At 73.2% G+C, this 13,690-nt stretch carries 17 protein-coding genes; 13 read left to right on the top strand and 4 right to left on the bottom strand.

Features of this window, described 5'->3' with window-relative positions; translation table 11 throughout:
- Positions 1–71 precede the first annotated feature (71 nt).
- From ABD946_RS24095 to ABD946_RS24035, 13 genes are all read left to right on the top strand, one after another.
- Positions 72–1,589, top strand: coding sequence for a M1 family metallopeptidase (locus ABD946_RS24095; protein ID WP_345286897.1), 1,518 nt, complete (start codon positions 72–74; stop codon positions 1,587–1,589).
- A 114-nt stretch (positions 1,590–1,703) separates the two neighbouring features.
- On the top strand, positions 1,704–2,819 hold the full coding sequence (locus tag ABD946_RS24090) for a calcium:cation antiporter (RefSeq protein WP_345286895.1): 1,116 nt from the start codon (positions 1,704–1,706) through the stop codon (positions 2,817–2,819).
- Between the two features lie 127 nt (positions 2,820–2,946).
- A complete protein-coding gene (locus tag ABD946_RS24085; RefSeq protein ID WP_345286893.1) occupies positions 2,947–3,387 on the top strand; it encodes a GNAT family N-acetyltransferase in 441 nt (146 codons plus the stop codon).
- Between the two features lie 49 nt (positions 3,388–3,436).
- Positions 3,437–3,811, top strand: a complete 375-nt coding sequence (locus ABD946_RS24080) for a hypothetical protein (protein WP_345286891.1) — start codon at positions 3,437–3,439, stop codon at positions 3,809–3,811.
- Between the two features lie 86 nt (positions 3,812–3,897).
- Positions 3,898–4,443 carry a hypothetical protein gene (locus ABD946_RS24075; RefSeq protein ID WP_345286889.1) on the top strand — a complete coding sequence of 182 codons (546 nt, stop codon included), beginning with the start codon at positions 3,898–3,900 and terminating at the stop codon, positions 4,441–4,443.
- A 265-nt stretch (positions 4,444–4,708) separates the two neighbouring features.
- A complete protein-coding gene (locus ABD946_RS24070) occupies positions 4,709–5,266 on the top strand; it encodes a hypothetical protein (protein ID WP_345286887.1) in 558 nt (185 codons plus the stop codon).
- Between the two features lie 20 nt (positions 5,267–5,286).
- A complete protein-coding gene (locus ABD946_RS24065; RefSeq protein ID WP_345286885.1) occupies positions 5,287–6,477 on the top strand; it encodes a sensor histidine kinase in 1,191 nt (396 codons plus the stop codon).
- Positions 6,474–7,145 carry a response regulator transcription factor gene (locus tag ABD946_RS24060; RefSeq protein WP_345286883.1) on the top strand — a complete coding sequence of 224 codons (672 nt, stop codon included), beginning with the start codon at positions 6,474–6,476 and terminating at the stop codon, positions 7,143–7,145. The genes ABD946_RS24065 and ABD946_RS24060 overlap by 4 nt, the downstream gene beginning before the upstream one ends.
- 51 nt (positions 7,146–7,196) lie before the next feature.
- Complete coding sequence (locus tag ABD946_RS24055) at positions 7,197–7,874, top strand: Type 1 glutamine amidotransferase-like domain-containing protein (protein ID WP_345286881.1); 678 nt, start codon at positions 7,197–7,199, stop codon at positions 7,872–7,874.
- Between the two features lie 119 nt (positions 7,875–7,993).
- Positions 7,994–8,242, top strand: a complete 249-nt coding sequence (locus ABD946_RS24050) for a hypothetical protein (protein ID WP_345286879.1) — start codon at positions 7,994–7,996, stop codon at positions 8,240–8,242.
- Positions 8,239–8,610, top strand: coding sequence for a fic family toxin-antitoxin system, toxin component (locus ABD946_RS24045; RefSeq protein ID WP_345286877.1), 372 nt, complete (start codon positions 8,239–8,241; stop codon positions 8,608–8,610). The genes ABD946_RS24050 and ABD946_RS24045 overlap by 4 nt, the downstream gene beginning before the upstream one ends.
- Positions 8,611–8,682: 72 nt before the next feature.
- Complete coding sequence (locus ABD946_RS24040; protein ID WP_345286875.1) at positions 8,683–9,297, top strand: hypothetical protein; 615 nt, start codon at positions 8,683–8,685, stop codon at positions 9,295–9,297.
- A gap of 54 nt (positions 9,298–9,351) precedes the next feature.
- Positions 9,352–10,211 (top strand): IS5 family transposase gene (locus ABD946_RS24035; RefSeq protein ID WP_425558654.1). Its coding sequence is split into 2 segments (ribosomal slippage): positions 9,352–9,709 and positions 9,709–10,211, totalling 861 coding nucleotides; the frame shifts between segments, so codons are not numbered across the junction.
- 15 nt (positions 10,212–10,226) lie between these two features.
- Here ABD946_RS24035 and ABD946_RS24030 read toward each other — a convergent pair.
- The 4 genes from ABD946_RS24030 to ABD946_RS24015 form a co-directional block, all read right to left on the bottom strand.
- Positions 10,227–10,646: a hypothetical protein gene (locus ABD946_RS24030; RefSeq protein WP_345286873.1), complete on the bottom strand. Its 420-nt coding sequence runs from the start codon at positions 10,644–10,646 to the stop codon at positions 10,227–10,229.
- Between the two features lie 531 nt (positions 10,647–11,177).
- Positions 11,178–12,344, bottom strand: coding sequence for a hypothetical protein (locus ABD946_RS24025; RefSeq protein ID WP_345286871.1), 1,167 nt, complete (start codon positions 12,342–12,344; stop codon positions 11,178–11,180).
- An 84-nt stretch (positions 12,345–12,428) separates the two neighbouring features.
- Positions 12,429–12,647, bottom strand: coding sequence for a hypothetical protein (locus tag ABD946_RS24020; RefSeq protein ID WP_345286870.1), 219 nt, complete (start codon positions 12,645–12,647; stop codon positions 12,429–12,431).
- Positions 12,648–12,700: 53 nt separating this feature from the next.
- The coding region (locus tag ABD946_RS24015; RefSeq protein ID WP_345286868.1) for a serine hydrolase at positions 12,701–13,690 on the bottom strand (990 nt) is incomplete at its 5' end.

The following is a 13,690-nucleotide window of genomic DNA, read 5'->3' as shown; positions in this document are numbered from 1 at the left end:
CCCACCCCACCGACCCCCGCACGCTCTAGCGTCGAACGACCCCGTCCGTACTCGACGCACCGGAGGACCCCGTGCGCACCAGGCTGACCCTCGCCGCCGCCGCAGCAGCCGTCCTGCTCCTGGCCCAACCCGCCACCGCGGGCACGGCCCCCTACGGCTCCGCCGGCGTCGGCGACCCGTACTACCCGGACTACGGCAACGGCGGCTACGACGTCTCGCACTACGACCTGCGCCTGACCTACCAGCCCGCCACCGACCAGCTCTCGGGCACGGCCACCATCCTGGCCACCACCACCGAGGCGCTGGCCCGCTTCAACCTGGACTTCGCCCTGGCCGTCCAGGAGGTCCAGGTGAACGGCCGTCAGGCGAAGTTCGCCGCCACCGGCGACCACGAGCTGGAGATCACCCCCGCCGCCCCGCTCGCCAAGGGCAGGAAGGTGACCGTCGTCGTCCGGTACGACGACGTGCCCTCCAGCCGGAAGGTCTACGGCTGGACCGGCTGGCAGCGCACCCCGGACGGCGGCGTCGCGGCCAACGAGCCCGAGGGCTCCTGGTGGTGGTACCCGAGCAACGACCACCCGACCGACAAGGCCACCTTCGACGTCTCCGTCGCCGTCCCGGACGGCACCCAGGCGATCAGCAACGGCGCCCTGGTCGGCCAGTCCTCCAAGCTCGGCTGGACCAGGTACAGCTGGCGCCAGACCAAGCCGCAGGCCACCTACCTGGCCACCCTCGCCGTCGGCCGCTTCGACCTGGACACCACGACCACCACCACGGCCGCCGGCGTACCCGTCATCACCGCCTACAGCCGCGACCTCGGCGAGTACGAGGGAGCGGCCCGCGCCAGCCTGGAGCGCACCGGCGAGATCACCGACTGGCTGGCCACCCAGTTCGGCCCGTACCCCTTCGCCACCGTCGGCGGCTACGTCCCCAACGTGCCCACCCGGTACGCCCTGGAGACGCAGGGTCAGGTCTTCTACAGCCCCAAGGTCTTCGCCGCCGGCTCCAACACCTCCGTGGTCGCCCACGAGCTGGCCCACCAGTGGTACGGCGACAGCGTCTCGCTGGAGCGCTGGAGCGACATCTGGCTGAACGAGGGCTTCGCCCGCTACGCCCAGTGGCTCTGGTCCGAGCACGAGGGCGAGGGCACCGCCCAGGAGCTGGCCGACTGGACGTACGCCTCCCGCCCGGCCGACGACCCGTGGTGGCAGGTGCTCCCCGGCGACCCGGGCGCGGACAACCAGTTCCACAGCGCCGTCTACGACCGGGGCGCCCTCGCCGTCCAGGCGCTGCGCAACGCGGTCGGCGAGCAGGCCTTCTTCGCCATCCTGCGCGGCTGGCCGACCGAGCACCGGCTCGGCAACGCCTCCCTGGCGGACTTCCGCTCCTACGCCGAGCGGATCTCCGGCAAGCCGCTGTCCGCCCTGCTCGACAGCTGGCTGCTCACCCCGGGCAAGCCGGCCCCCGGCACCGCCACCACCCCCGCCGCCCCCTCGGCCCCGCAGGGCCTCGCCAAGGCCGCGGCCCCGCAGGAGCCCCGGTCCTGGAAGCAGATCAAGGCCACCGACTCGCTGCACGCCGGACACTGACGCAGCGTCACCCGTGGCGGCCCCGGCCACTCCCCGCCGGGGCCGCCACGGGCGACACGCCGAGGGCGGCCGGGGCTTCGTGCCAGGGCTCCCCCGGCTGGAAAACTCGAGGTCATGAACGCCCAGGCCCGTCGTGAAGCTGTGAAGTGGACCACCCTCGTACCCGTACTCGCCTTCGTGCTGCTCGCCTTCACCTGGGGCAGATCACTGCCCGGCCCGGTGGTCGCGGTGGTGGCGCTGTTCCTCGCGGGCTCGGTGCTGGCGGCGGTGCACCACGCGGAGGTGATCGCCCACCGGGTGGGCGAACCGTTCGGCTCCCTGGTCCTCGCGGTGGCGGTCACCATCATCGAAGTGGCCCTGATCGTCACGCTGATGGCCGACGGCAACGAGAAGAACGCCACCCTGGCCCGGGACACCGTGTTCGCCGCCGTGATGATCACCTGCAACGGGATCGTCGGCCTCTCCATCCTGGTCACCGCACTGCGCCACCGGGTCGCGGTGTTCAACCCCGAGGGCACCGGCGCGGCCTTCAGCGCGATCGCCACCCTGGCCACCCTGAGCCTGGTGCTGCCGACCTTCACCACCAGCAAGCCCGGTCCGCAGTTCTCCACCACCCAGCTGGTCTTCGCCGCCGTCGCCTCGCTGCTGGTCTACGGACTCTTCGTCAGCACCCTGACGGTCCGTCACCGCGACTACTTCCTCCCCCTCTCCCCCAGCGGCCGGATCCTCGACGACGTCGGCGGCCACGACGACGACCACGCCGAGCCGCCGACCAAGCAGCAGGCCTGGATCAGCCTCGCCCTGCTCGGCGTCGCCCTGGTCGCCGTGGTCGGCCTCGGCAAGGGCGTCTCCCCCACCATCGAGCGCACCGTGGCCGACGCCGGGCTGCCCTCCTCGGTGGTCGGTGTGGTGATCGCCATGCTGGTGCTCGCCCCCGAGACCATCGCCGCCGTCCGCGCGGCCGGCCGCAACCGCCTCCAGACCAGCCTCAACCTGGCGCACGGCTCGGCCCTCGCCTCCATCGGCCTCACCATCCCCGCCGTCGCGGTCGCCTCGGCCTGGCTCAGCGGCCCCCTGGTGCTCGGCCTCGACTCCACCCACATGGTGCTGCTGGCCCTGACCATCGCCGTCGGCACCCTCACCGTCATGCCGGGCCGCGCCACCCCGCTCCAGGGCGGCGTCCACCTCGCCGTGATGGGCGCCTACCTGGTCCTGGCCGTCAGCCCCTGACACCGCCTCACCTCCGCACGGGCCCCGCCACCGCCTCCCGGTGCCGGGGCCCGTCCGCTTCCGCGTCCGAATCCCGGTGTCCGAATCCCGGTTGACGCCACCGCCGCCCGCCCGCTTCGCTACCCCCATGAGCGATCTTCAGATCCGGGTCGTGGACGGCGAGTCCGACCTCCTCGACTGGCAGCACGTCCACAACACGATCATCCCCACCCACCAACTCACCCCGGACGAGATCCGCGAACGCGCCACCCGCAACCGCCTCACCCTCGCCCACCTCGACGGCCTCCTCATCGGCTGCGCCACCGTCCGCCCACCGACGGACGACGAGCCCGCCACCACCGTCATCGCCCGCATCCTCCCCGCCCACCGCCGCCAGGGCCACGGCACCTCCCTCTACCACCACGAACTCGCCCACGCCCGCACCCTCGGCGCCACCGCCGTCACCACCGTCGTCCTCGCCTCCAACCACGACGGCCTCCTCTTCGCCCTCCACCACGGCTTCACCGAGACCGACCGCTACACCCTCCCCGGCGACACCGTCCCCTACGTCGACCTCCACCTCGCCTGAGCGGTGAGCGACCCGGGAGGAGAACACCGGCGGCCGTAGGACCGGCCAGATGCACAGCACACTGACCGAGCACGCCCAATGCCTCTACGGCGACGGGCCACGACCCACACCGGGCTGTCCGGTGCGCGATCACGACGAGGTCTACTTCGTCGAGGAGCTGACCTTCGCCGACGCCGGAACGATCCTGGCCATGCTGCGGGCCCTCTACCCCCACTACGTCGACGGCCACCTGCCGGTGTGGCTGCGCAACCTCACCTACCGGCTGATCCTGCTGCAACGCCCCGACGAACCCGACCTGATGCGCGAGGCCGCGCTCAACCTCGACTTCCACGGACCCGACTGGGACCCGATCGCCGCCGAGCTACGGCGACGCGCCGACGCCCTCGACCCCGAGCATCCGGCCACCGCACGCCCCCAACGGTGAACACCCTCGTCGCGCTCGCTGACGAGTCGAACTCGCGACGTCCGTGATCGTGATCGGACGAGAAGCCGCTGTGGCATGCTCTCCGCGTGATCGATGCCCCGAACGATGACTGGTCGTTTGCCACAGCGCGAGAGCCGGCCCGCTTCGGTGCCTGCGGGGTGAACGGCGTTCCCGGTGTCGAGCATGCGGCGGGCGAGCGCGGGACGCTGTGCGGAATCTCCGCGCGGCACACCACCGTCCACCTGCATCTCTTCGTTCCCGACGCCCTGCATTCGTGCCGGCGGTGTCGCCGGGAGGCCGAGCTGTCCCGGACGCAGCCGTGCGTCCAGGAACGCCTTCACGGTCGAGTCCTGGAATCGGCTCAGGGCACGATGCGTGACGAGTTGCTCGCCGCGCTGCGCAAGGGGGCGAACGTCCGTTCGTGGATCAGCGGCCCCTCCGCGGATCTGGCGAAGTTCTACGCGGAGCTCGACGAGCTGACCGAGGGCACCGGGACCGCAGCCGAGGCTTTCGCATCCGCGGCGACGATCGGACTGGCGAACGTGGAGACCGGCCTCTGGCGGTTCCTGGTCGTCCTGCCGCAGGACGGTGGCTCACCGATCATCGCTCGCGGACCGCGCAGCGCTCGTTGACGTGGTCGGGAAGCCCCCGGCCATCACCATGAGTTGACCTCGAACGGAGCCCAAACCGGTTCGGCAACTCGGTGGCCCCCACCGCGGCTACCACCTCGTCGGCCACCGGATCAGCGCAGGACCCAGCCCTCGCGGCGCAGCCGGCGTGCAGGCCTCACGCACAGCCACCGGGCCGCCCGGGACAGGAGCTCCACCGGCTTTCTCCACCCCTCTTTCCACCCGTGGGTGCAGGTGTTCCGAGCCCCTGATCAGCAGGCTTGGACCCATGACAGCCACCGAATGGATCACCGACCTCGCCCTCCTCCTCGTGGTCTTCCGCCAGCTCCGCGAGGGCCGCCTGGACCGCCGCTCCTACCTCGTCCCGCTCGCCATCGTGGCCTTCGTGGCCAACAGCTACCTCGACGGCGTGCCCACCGCCGGCAACGACCTGGTGCTGATCGCCGTCCTGGTCGCCGTCGGCGCCGCGCTCGGCATCGCCGGCGGCCTCTTCACCCGGATCCGCAACCGCGGCGGGCAGCTGTTCATCAAGGCCGGAGCCACCTCCGCCGCCCTCTGGGTGCTGGGCATGGGCACCCGGATGGCCTTCCAGCTCTGGGTCACCTACGGCGGCGGCGCGCCCCACGTGGCCCGGTTCAGTGCCGACCACCGGATCACGGGTCAGCAGGCCTGGGTCGCCGCCTTCGTCCTGATGGCGCTCACCGAGGTGGTGACCAGGCTGGCCACCATCTACCTGCGCAGCCGCACCGTGAGCACCGTCCTGCCGCAGTCGGCCGACGCGCGGGCCGACGCGCGGGCCGTGGTCGGCACCGGCCGGGCGTCCTGAACCGGGAGTAGGGTCGCGCCGTGTCCGTGAACACCTCCAGCCCCCGCCCGACCCCTGATCAGGGGCCGGGCGGCCACCGCACCGTGCTGCTCCGTCAGGACGGCGCGGTCCGCTGGGTCGTCACCCTGGTGGTGATCGCCTCCGCGTTCCTGACCACCCGTCCGATCGGCCTCACGGGCCGCGGCCTGGCCGTCCTCCTCCTGCTGGTGGTCTGCTCGCTCGCCCTGACGTCCCGTCACCTCCCGGCGGACTGCCCGCCCCGGATCACCCTGCCGCTGCTGACCGGCGGCGTCCTGGCCGCCGCGGCGCTGACCGGGCTGAGCAGCAGCGGCTCCGGCTTCCTGTTCGCCTACTTCCTGGCCGGTCACATCGGCTTCCGCTTCCCGGCCCGGCAGGCCCTCGCGCTGGCCGCCCTGACCAGCCTGCTCTGCGGCGCGGTGCTGTACTTCGGCCTCGGCCCGGGCCACCAGCAGCTCCCCTGGACGGTCGGCCTGACCACCGGCGTCCCGGTGGTCACGGGCATGCTCAGCCGGAGCAGGCAGCGGGCGGTGGAGGCGATGGTGGCCTCCGCCGAGTCGGCCGAACGCGCCGCCCGGGCCGAGGCCCAGGCCGCCGTGCTGACCGAACGCGGCCGGATCGCCCGGGACGTCCACGACGTGCTGGCGCACTCGCTGGCCGGGATCAACATGCAGCTGGAGCTGGCCGACGCGCTGATCGAGACCGGTGACCTCGCGAAGGTGCGGGAGGCCAACGCCAAGGCGCACGACCTGGTCCGGGAGAGCCTGCGGCAGGCGCAGTGGACGGTGCACGCGCTGCGCGAGGACGCCCTCCCGCTGGTGGAGAGCCTCGCCGCGATGGCGGAGTCCTCCGGGCACCGCGACGCCCTGCGGGTGACCGGCACCGTCCGCGACCTGTCCGCGCGTTCCACCCAGAACCTGCTGCGGATCGCCCAGGAGGCGCTGACCAACGCGACCCGGCACGCCCCCGGCGGCCCCGTCACGGTGGAGCTGGCCTTCGCCGAGGCCTCCACCACCCTCCGGGTCCGCAACGGACCGGCCCGGCGCGCGGGGCAACCGGCCGCCGGCAGTGGGATGGGCCTGGTAGGAATGCGGGAACGGGTCGCCCTGCTGGGCGGCACCCTCACCACGGGACCGGTCACCGAGGGACCGGACCGGGGAGGCTGGCTGGTGGAGGCGGTGATCCCGGGATGAACGACGCACCGGACGAGGAGAACCGGCCGCTGCGCGTGGTGGTCGCCGACGACCAGGCCGCCGTGCGCGAGCCCCTGGCCGCGGTGCTCGACCTGGCGCCCGACGTCACGGTGGTCGCGGCGGCGGCCGACGGCACCGAGGTGCTCGCGGCGCTGGCCGCCGGGCAGCCGGTGGACGTGGTGCTGATGGACCTTCGGATGCCGGTCCTGGACGGGATCGAGAGCACCCGCCGACTGACCGCCGAACACCCGCAGGTGGCCGTCGTGGTGCTCACCACCTTCGCCGACGACGAGTCCATCATGGCCGCCCTCGGCGCCGGGGCCCGCGGCTACCTCACCAAGAACGCCGGCCGCCAGGACATCCTCCGCGCCGTCCGCGCAGCCGCGGCCGGCCAGTCCGTCCTGGACCGCGAGGTCCAGGACCGCCTGCTCGCCACCGCCCGCAGCCGCTCCTCCGCCGAACCGCAGCCGCTGCCCGCCGACCTCACCCGCCGCGAACGCGAGGTGCTCGCGGCGATCGGCCGCGGCCTGCCGAACCGGGCCATCGCCGAGGAGCTCTTCGTCAGCGAGGCCACGGTCAAGACCCACATCAACAACCTCTTCGCCAAGGCCGGCATCCAGGACCGCGCCGACGCCGTCCGCCGCGCCATCGCGGCCGGGCTGGCCTGACCTCCGACCTCCGACCCCTGGCCCCGCCCCCGACCCCCGACGGAAGGCCCGATGAAACTCCTCCTCACCTCCGGCGGCGTCAGCAACGGGACCATCCGCGACGCGCTCACCCACCTCCTCGACAAGCCCGTCGCCGACGCCACCGCCCTGTGCATCCCCACCGCGATGTACGGCATGCTCCCCCGCACCGCCGTCATGACCTGGCGTCAGATCGCCGGGCAGTCCCCCACCCCGCTGGTCGAACTCGGCTGGAAGTCCGTCGGCATGCTCGAACTCACCGCCCTCCCCAGCCTCCCCGACGACCACTGGATCCCCCTGGTCCGCGAGACCGACGCCCTCCTGGTCTGCGGCGGCGACGTCCGCTACCTGCACCACTGGATGCTCACCTCGGGCCTCGCGGCGCTCTTCCCCACCCTCCACGACACGGTCTACGTCGGCCTGAGCGCCGGCAGCATGGTGACGGCCCCGCACGTCGGCCACGAGTTCCTCGGCTGGCAGCCACCCACCGCCGCCCCCGACGACGACACCGCCCTCGACCTGGTCGACTTCGCCGTCTTCCCCCACCTCGACAACCCGATGTGCCCCGACAACACCACCCCCGACGCCGAACGCTGGGCCGCCCGCCTCCCCGTCCCGGGCTACGCCCTGGACGACGAATCGGCGATCACGGTCGTCGACGGCACCGTCGAGGTCGTCTCCGAAGGCCACTGGCACCACTTCGCCCGGTAGTCCTCCCGTCCGGTTCCCCGCACGCCGGCGGCACCCGAGCGCATCCAGCTCGTCGGCCCTCCGCCCCGGGAGCGCGACACCACCTTGTAGCACCCACTACCGTTCGCTACGTTGGAGCCATGAAGCAACTCAACGTGCGGCTGGACGACGGGGTGCACGAGGCACTGGAGCAGCGCGCCGAGGCCGCCGGGATGACCCTGCCCGACTACGCGCGCAAGGTCCTGGCCGAGGAGGCCGACGAGCGGCGGGACCGGTTCCTGACCGCCGCCGCACACTTCGCGCAGGCCTGGGGCCCTGCCTTCGAGGCCGAGTTCGGGCCGTACCCGGCCGGCAGGCGGGCCGGCGCCGGGACGGCGGACGCGGCGTGATCCTGCGCGTGGACCGGGCCTGGCTGCTGGACATCGCCCACCAGTTCCTGCCCACCGATCCCGACGTCACCGACTACGGCACGCTGGCCGCCGCCGTCGCCCGCCACGTCGACGAGGTGATGGACGTCCCCGTCTACGGCGCCGTCAACCAGCGCGCCGCCGCCCTGATGCACCAACTGGTCCGCGTCCCCGCCCTGGAGTTCGCCAACGAGCACTTCGCCGCCGTGGTCACCGCCTCCTACCTCGCCGCCTCCGGCGTGATCGTCACCGCCGAACCCAAGCAGGCCGCCGAACTCGCCGCCCGCATCCGCGACGGCCACGCCGACGTCCGCGAGGCCGCCACCGCCATCCGCACCTGGTACCGCTAGGACACGGGCCCTGACGGCCCCTCAGGACGGGGCCCGGCGGGCCCGGTCGAGCGGCGTAGTACAGTCCCGCCCATGATCAAACGGGGGCGGATGACGGCGCAGCGGCGCAGACGGATCGCGTGGTCGCTCAGGGGCCTGGCCCTGCTGGCGGTCCTGGCCTACCTGCCGGGGAGGTTCGCCCACCGGTCGGGCGGCCTGGTGGTGCTGGAGGACTGGCTGGACCACCCCGTGCTGCTGGTCGGCACCGCGATCGGGCTGACCGTGGTGTCGCTGGTGGTGGAGCTGGAGTTCCGCACCGTGTGGTCGCAGGTCGGCTGCGCGGCCGGTCTGGTGGCCCTGCTGATCGTCGGTGCGCCGATCGTCTTCCTTGCCATGGTCTTCGGGGGCGACGGCCTTTCGGTGACCCGGGTGGCCGACCCCGACCACCCGGACCGCGTTCTGCTGGTGACCAACGTCTCCGGCTCCATCGACCCGGACTACCAGGTGCAGGTGCTGACCGGCAGGGGCTGGTCGGCCCGCCACTGGGACCTGGGCGTGTGGCGGGACCGCGACCCCCGCGGCAACTTCGGCCGCGCCTCCTGGTCCGGGACCGACCGGATCACCGTGACCACGGACGAGGAGACCGCGGTCTTCACCCTCGACCCCACCACCGGCCACCCCTCCGCACCGGTCGTGACCCCCCGTTAGGCGGGCGCCACCGGACCACTGCACGGAGCTAGGCCGTTTCTTTCGGATCATCGGATCGTTGGATCTGATGTGTCGTTGACTGATGCCCAGTGGGCGCGGATCGAGCCGTTGCTGCCGGACCGTGCACCGAGGCGGGGTGGGAGGTGGCGTGATCACCGGCAGGTGATCGACGCGATCGCGTTCAAGTACCGCACCGGGACGCCTTGGGCGGACCTGCCCGAGCGGTTCGGGTCCTGGAAGGGCGCCCACAACCGCCTGCGGATGTGGGCGCTCGACGGCACCTGGGAGAAGGTCTTCACCGCTCTGCTCGCCCAGGCGGACGCCGACGGCGACCTGGACTGGGTCGTCGCGGTCGACTCCACCGTCGTGCGCGCTCACCAGCACGCGGCCGGAGCCCGTCAAAAGGGGCTCCGGCCGACGAGCCCCACCACCATGCCCTCGGACGCTCCCGCGGCGGGCTGACCACGAAGATCCACCTCGCCGCCGACGGCAACTGCCGGCCGCTCGCCTTCGTCCTCACCCCCGGACAGGCCGGGGACGCGCCGGAGTTCGAGAATCTCATGGCCCGCATCCGCGTCCCCCGACCCGTCGGCAAACCCAGAACCACGCCGGAGGCGGTCCTGGCGGACAAGGCCTACTCCTCCCGCGCGATCCGGGCCCACTTGCGAAGGCGCGGCATCCGGGCCGTCATCCCGCAGCCCGCCGACCAGGTCGCCAACCGCAAACGCCTGGGCCGACGCGGAGGCAGACCACCCGCATGCGACTACGAGACCTACAAGCGCCGCAACACCGTGGAGCGGTGCATCAACAGACTCAAGCACTGGCGCGGCCTGGCCACCCGCTACGACAAGACCGCCACCATCTACCTCGCCGGACTCCACCTCGCCGCCATCTTCATCTGGTCAGCACGATGATCCGAAAGAAACGCCCTAGTCCGCGGTGCAGCCCCAGTAGCCGATCTCGGCGGGTTCACCGTCCCGGTACAGCACCGTGCACCGGCCGATCCCACGCTCGACCGGGTCGAGCAGCCGGCGCGTGGCGGCCTCCCACTGCTCGCGCGTGGGCCGGCCGTCGGGGGCCCAGCCACGGATCTCGGCCTCGGTCAGGGGGCGCATCATGGCGAACTGGTCGCCCGCCTCGGCGTCGATCAGCGCGTGGTGGTCGAGCACCGTGCACGTGCCCCCGGTCAGGATGTACTCCTGCCAGGCCTCGTCCTCCCAGAGCTCGACGATGTCCCGCCCCGGAAACCCGTGGTGATCCCTCGTCAGCTCGTCCTTCTGGGCCTGCCGGAAGGCCGCCCCCAGGTCCTCCTGGTACGGCCCCGTCGCCGTCCACTCGTTGCCACCCATGGCACGTCCTCCCTGATCACCACTGGTCCGCTCGGCCGCAGGTTAGCCCCGGCCCCCGACAGGACAGAGCAGGATCCGCCCGTCCACCGTGCCGAGGACCAGCTCCCCGCCACCCGACACCGTCAGCGAGAGGACGACGGTCGGCACCCCGCCGACCTCCGCGCGAGAGCGCCACAGCACCGCGCCGTCCACCGCGTCGAGGGCGAGGACCTCACCGGAGGTGAGGGCCGCGTAGACCGTCCGGCCGTCGGTGTCGAGCGCGGTGGCGGAGTGGTCGCCGGTGAACGCCCACTGCAGGGTTCCGTCCGGGAAGCCGCGCCGGGCGATGAACGCGTTCCCGGGCAGCAGGCCGTGCCCGTGGTGGATCCAGCCCGCGTGGACCAGGGCCTCGCCGCCTTCGGAGAGGCGTACGGCCGGGCCGCCGAAGAGCCGCCCGTTCCGCTCGGTGTCCCACTCCAGCGGGAAGTGTTCGCGGACCTTCGTCTTGCCGCCGCCCGTCTCCGGAGCGAGCGAGACGAACCGCCGCTCCTTTCAGGGCTTCTTCCGCTTGCCCTGGATGAACAGCAGCTCGGGGCCGCGCCGCACCTCCAGGTGGTGGTTGAAGAGGTCGTAGCCGCCGACCGTCGGGCCCGCCACGACCTCCCGCTCCGGCGAGATCAGCACCAGCGCGGGCTTCGACTCCTCGTCGCGGGTGTCGCGCAGCGCGACCCACCCGCGGTCGTCGGCCGTCATCGAGGCCGGGAAGGGGACCTCGGCCGAGTCGAGGGTGCTGCCGTCGGCCAGCGAGAGCAGGTCGACGGCGCTGGGGGCGTCCTCCCCGTCGGAGCCCGTCCAACGCCGACGCCGGGGCACGTTGACCCACGCCGCCGCCTCACCCGGGCACACCGCGAGCTGCCGCCCGCCGTCCGGGTCGGGCACCGACCAGGCGGGCTCGCCGGAGGGCAGCCAGCACTCCAGTGCGGTGCCCTCCAGCGCGGCCAGCACCCGGCCGTCGGCCAGCGCCTCGACCGCCCAGACCTGGCGCCGCGGTGACCGTCCGCCGGCGACACCGGCGACACCGGCGAGACCGGCGACCAGGTCCCGGGCGGCCTCCTTCGCCGGGCCGCGGTCGTGTCCGGCCTTCACCGACGACCCGCCGAGCTCGCGCGAGGTCACGCTCCGTTCGGTGACGGCCCGCCAGTCCGCCCGCTCGACGAGCGCCTCGAAGCCGCGGGTGAACGGCTTCTTCGCCGCGTCCTCGTCCGGCGGGGCCAGCAGCAGTTCGAGTGCACGACCGTCCTGCCGCCAGCGCACCCGCCGCACCTCGCGGTCGTGCTCCAGGGCGGAGACCGTGCTCCCGTCCGTGAGGTCGACGAGCAGCAGCTCGCCCTCGAACATGTAGCCGCCGTCGTAGTCGCCCGTCCCGACCGCCAGCAGCGGCAGGCTCGGGTGGAAGGCGAGCGAGCGCACCGGCCAGCGGCTGCTGACGAGCCGTCGGCAGTCCAGGGCGTCGGTCCCGTAGACGCCGACGCGGTGGCCGTGCCAGCCTGCGACGTCCCGCCCCGCCCACTGCAGGTCCCCCAGCTCGCCGCCGACCGCGACCTCTCCCCGCTCCTCGCTGCGCTCGGCCGCCACGGGCTCGCCGATCTCGGCGAACGGACGGCCGCCGAGCACGCGGCGTACGGGCAGGGACGGGGGTACGGGCAGGGGTGCGGGCATCGGTCGGTCCTCCAGGCAGCTGACCCGGCATACTCGCACGGCCTCCCACCTGCACACGAACGGGAATCCGCAGGTGACCCGCCCTCAGGGGAGCAGCAGCAGGCGGTAGTCGGCCGCCACCGCGAAGAACCCGGCCGCGCCCACCATCAGCAGGGTGTACGCGACGCGGCCGGTCCGGCTCCACCACCCCCGGCGCCAGGCCAGCACCGTCGCCGGAACCATCGGCAGGGCACAGACCGCCGTGGCGGTCGCCAGCACGGGCACGGCCGCCAGCCCGGGCGCGTTCAGCGGGACGGCTGCCATCAGGACGTTCGGATCGGCCCCCACCACGGCGAACCCGCCCAGGAAGCCTGCGCTCAGCGCCCCGCACCCCCAGGCGGCGAGCAGCGCGAACCGGGCCGCTCGCGGTGCGGCCGGACGCCGCCTGGCCCGCCGGACGGCCGCCGCGACCGGGATGCCGACGGCAGCGGCCACCAGCGCCGCCGCACCGGCCCCGAACAGCGGGACGTCCAGCGTCGGGCTGTCGTACCAGGGCAGCTTCTCGTAGACCTCGGAGGGGAATTCGGAGGAGACCAGGACGCCGTCCCCGGGGAAGGAGATCCGGGCCTCGCCGTCCCGGTTCCCGGTAGAGGCCCGGGGCCGACGGGGATCCAGTGCTGGGTCGGACGGGCCGGGTCGGGGGAGAGTCCGGTGGTGGTGAGGGTGCCGTCCGGCTCCGCCTCCACCGTCGGAACGGCGAACAGCGTGGCCGCCTTCATCAGGCTGCTCCGGCTGGTGCGGGTCGACCGGTACGGTCCGGCGTGAGCCGCCGACCCGGCCGCCTCCGGGGTCACCGGGACCTCCGGGACGGGAGCCGCGGGGAGGCGGCTGTCCAGGACCAGGTCCACGATCCTCCGGACGTCCCAGGGGCCGACGGCGCCGGTCCCGTCGCCGTTGACGGCCACGTACACGCCGAAGCCCTGCTCCGGCAGCAGCGCCATCGCGCTGTGGTAGCCGGGGACGTCGCCGTCCTTCCACACCACCGGGCGGCCCTTCCGCAGGCGGTGTTCGAGGACGTAGCCCATGCCGGGCATCCGGTCGTCGGCGGTCACCCGGGTCTGCTGCATGGACCGGGCGAGCTGATCCCCCTTCAGCTGGTCGGCCAGGTACCGGCCCATGTCGTCCGGGGTGACGGCGGGCCCGGTGCCGGACGGCGTCCAGGGCGCGTACTGGCCGCGCTGCTCGACGTAGCCGGCGCCCTCGGGGCGGGTAGCCGCGGGCGAGCCGGGCGGCGACGGGCGCGGGGTGGGGCAGGGCGGCCGTCGAGCCCCGTCATGCCGTGGGCGGCGAACACCTCCTCGGCCAGG

The organism is Kitasatospora albolonga (assembly GCF_039535905.1).
GTDB classification, from domain to species: Bacteria; Actinomycetota; Actinomycetes; order Streptomycetales; family Streptomycetaceae; genus Kitasatospora; species Kitasatospora albolonga.
The sequence above is the reverse complement of the archived record's forward strand: the minus strand, read 5'-3'. Positions and strand labels throughout refer to the sequence as shown.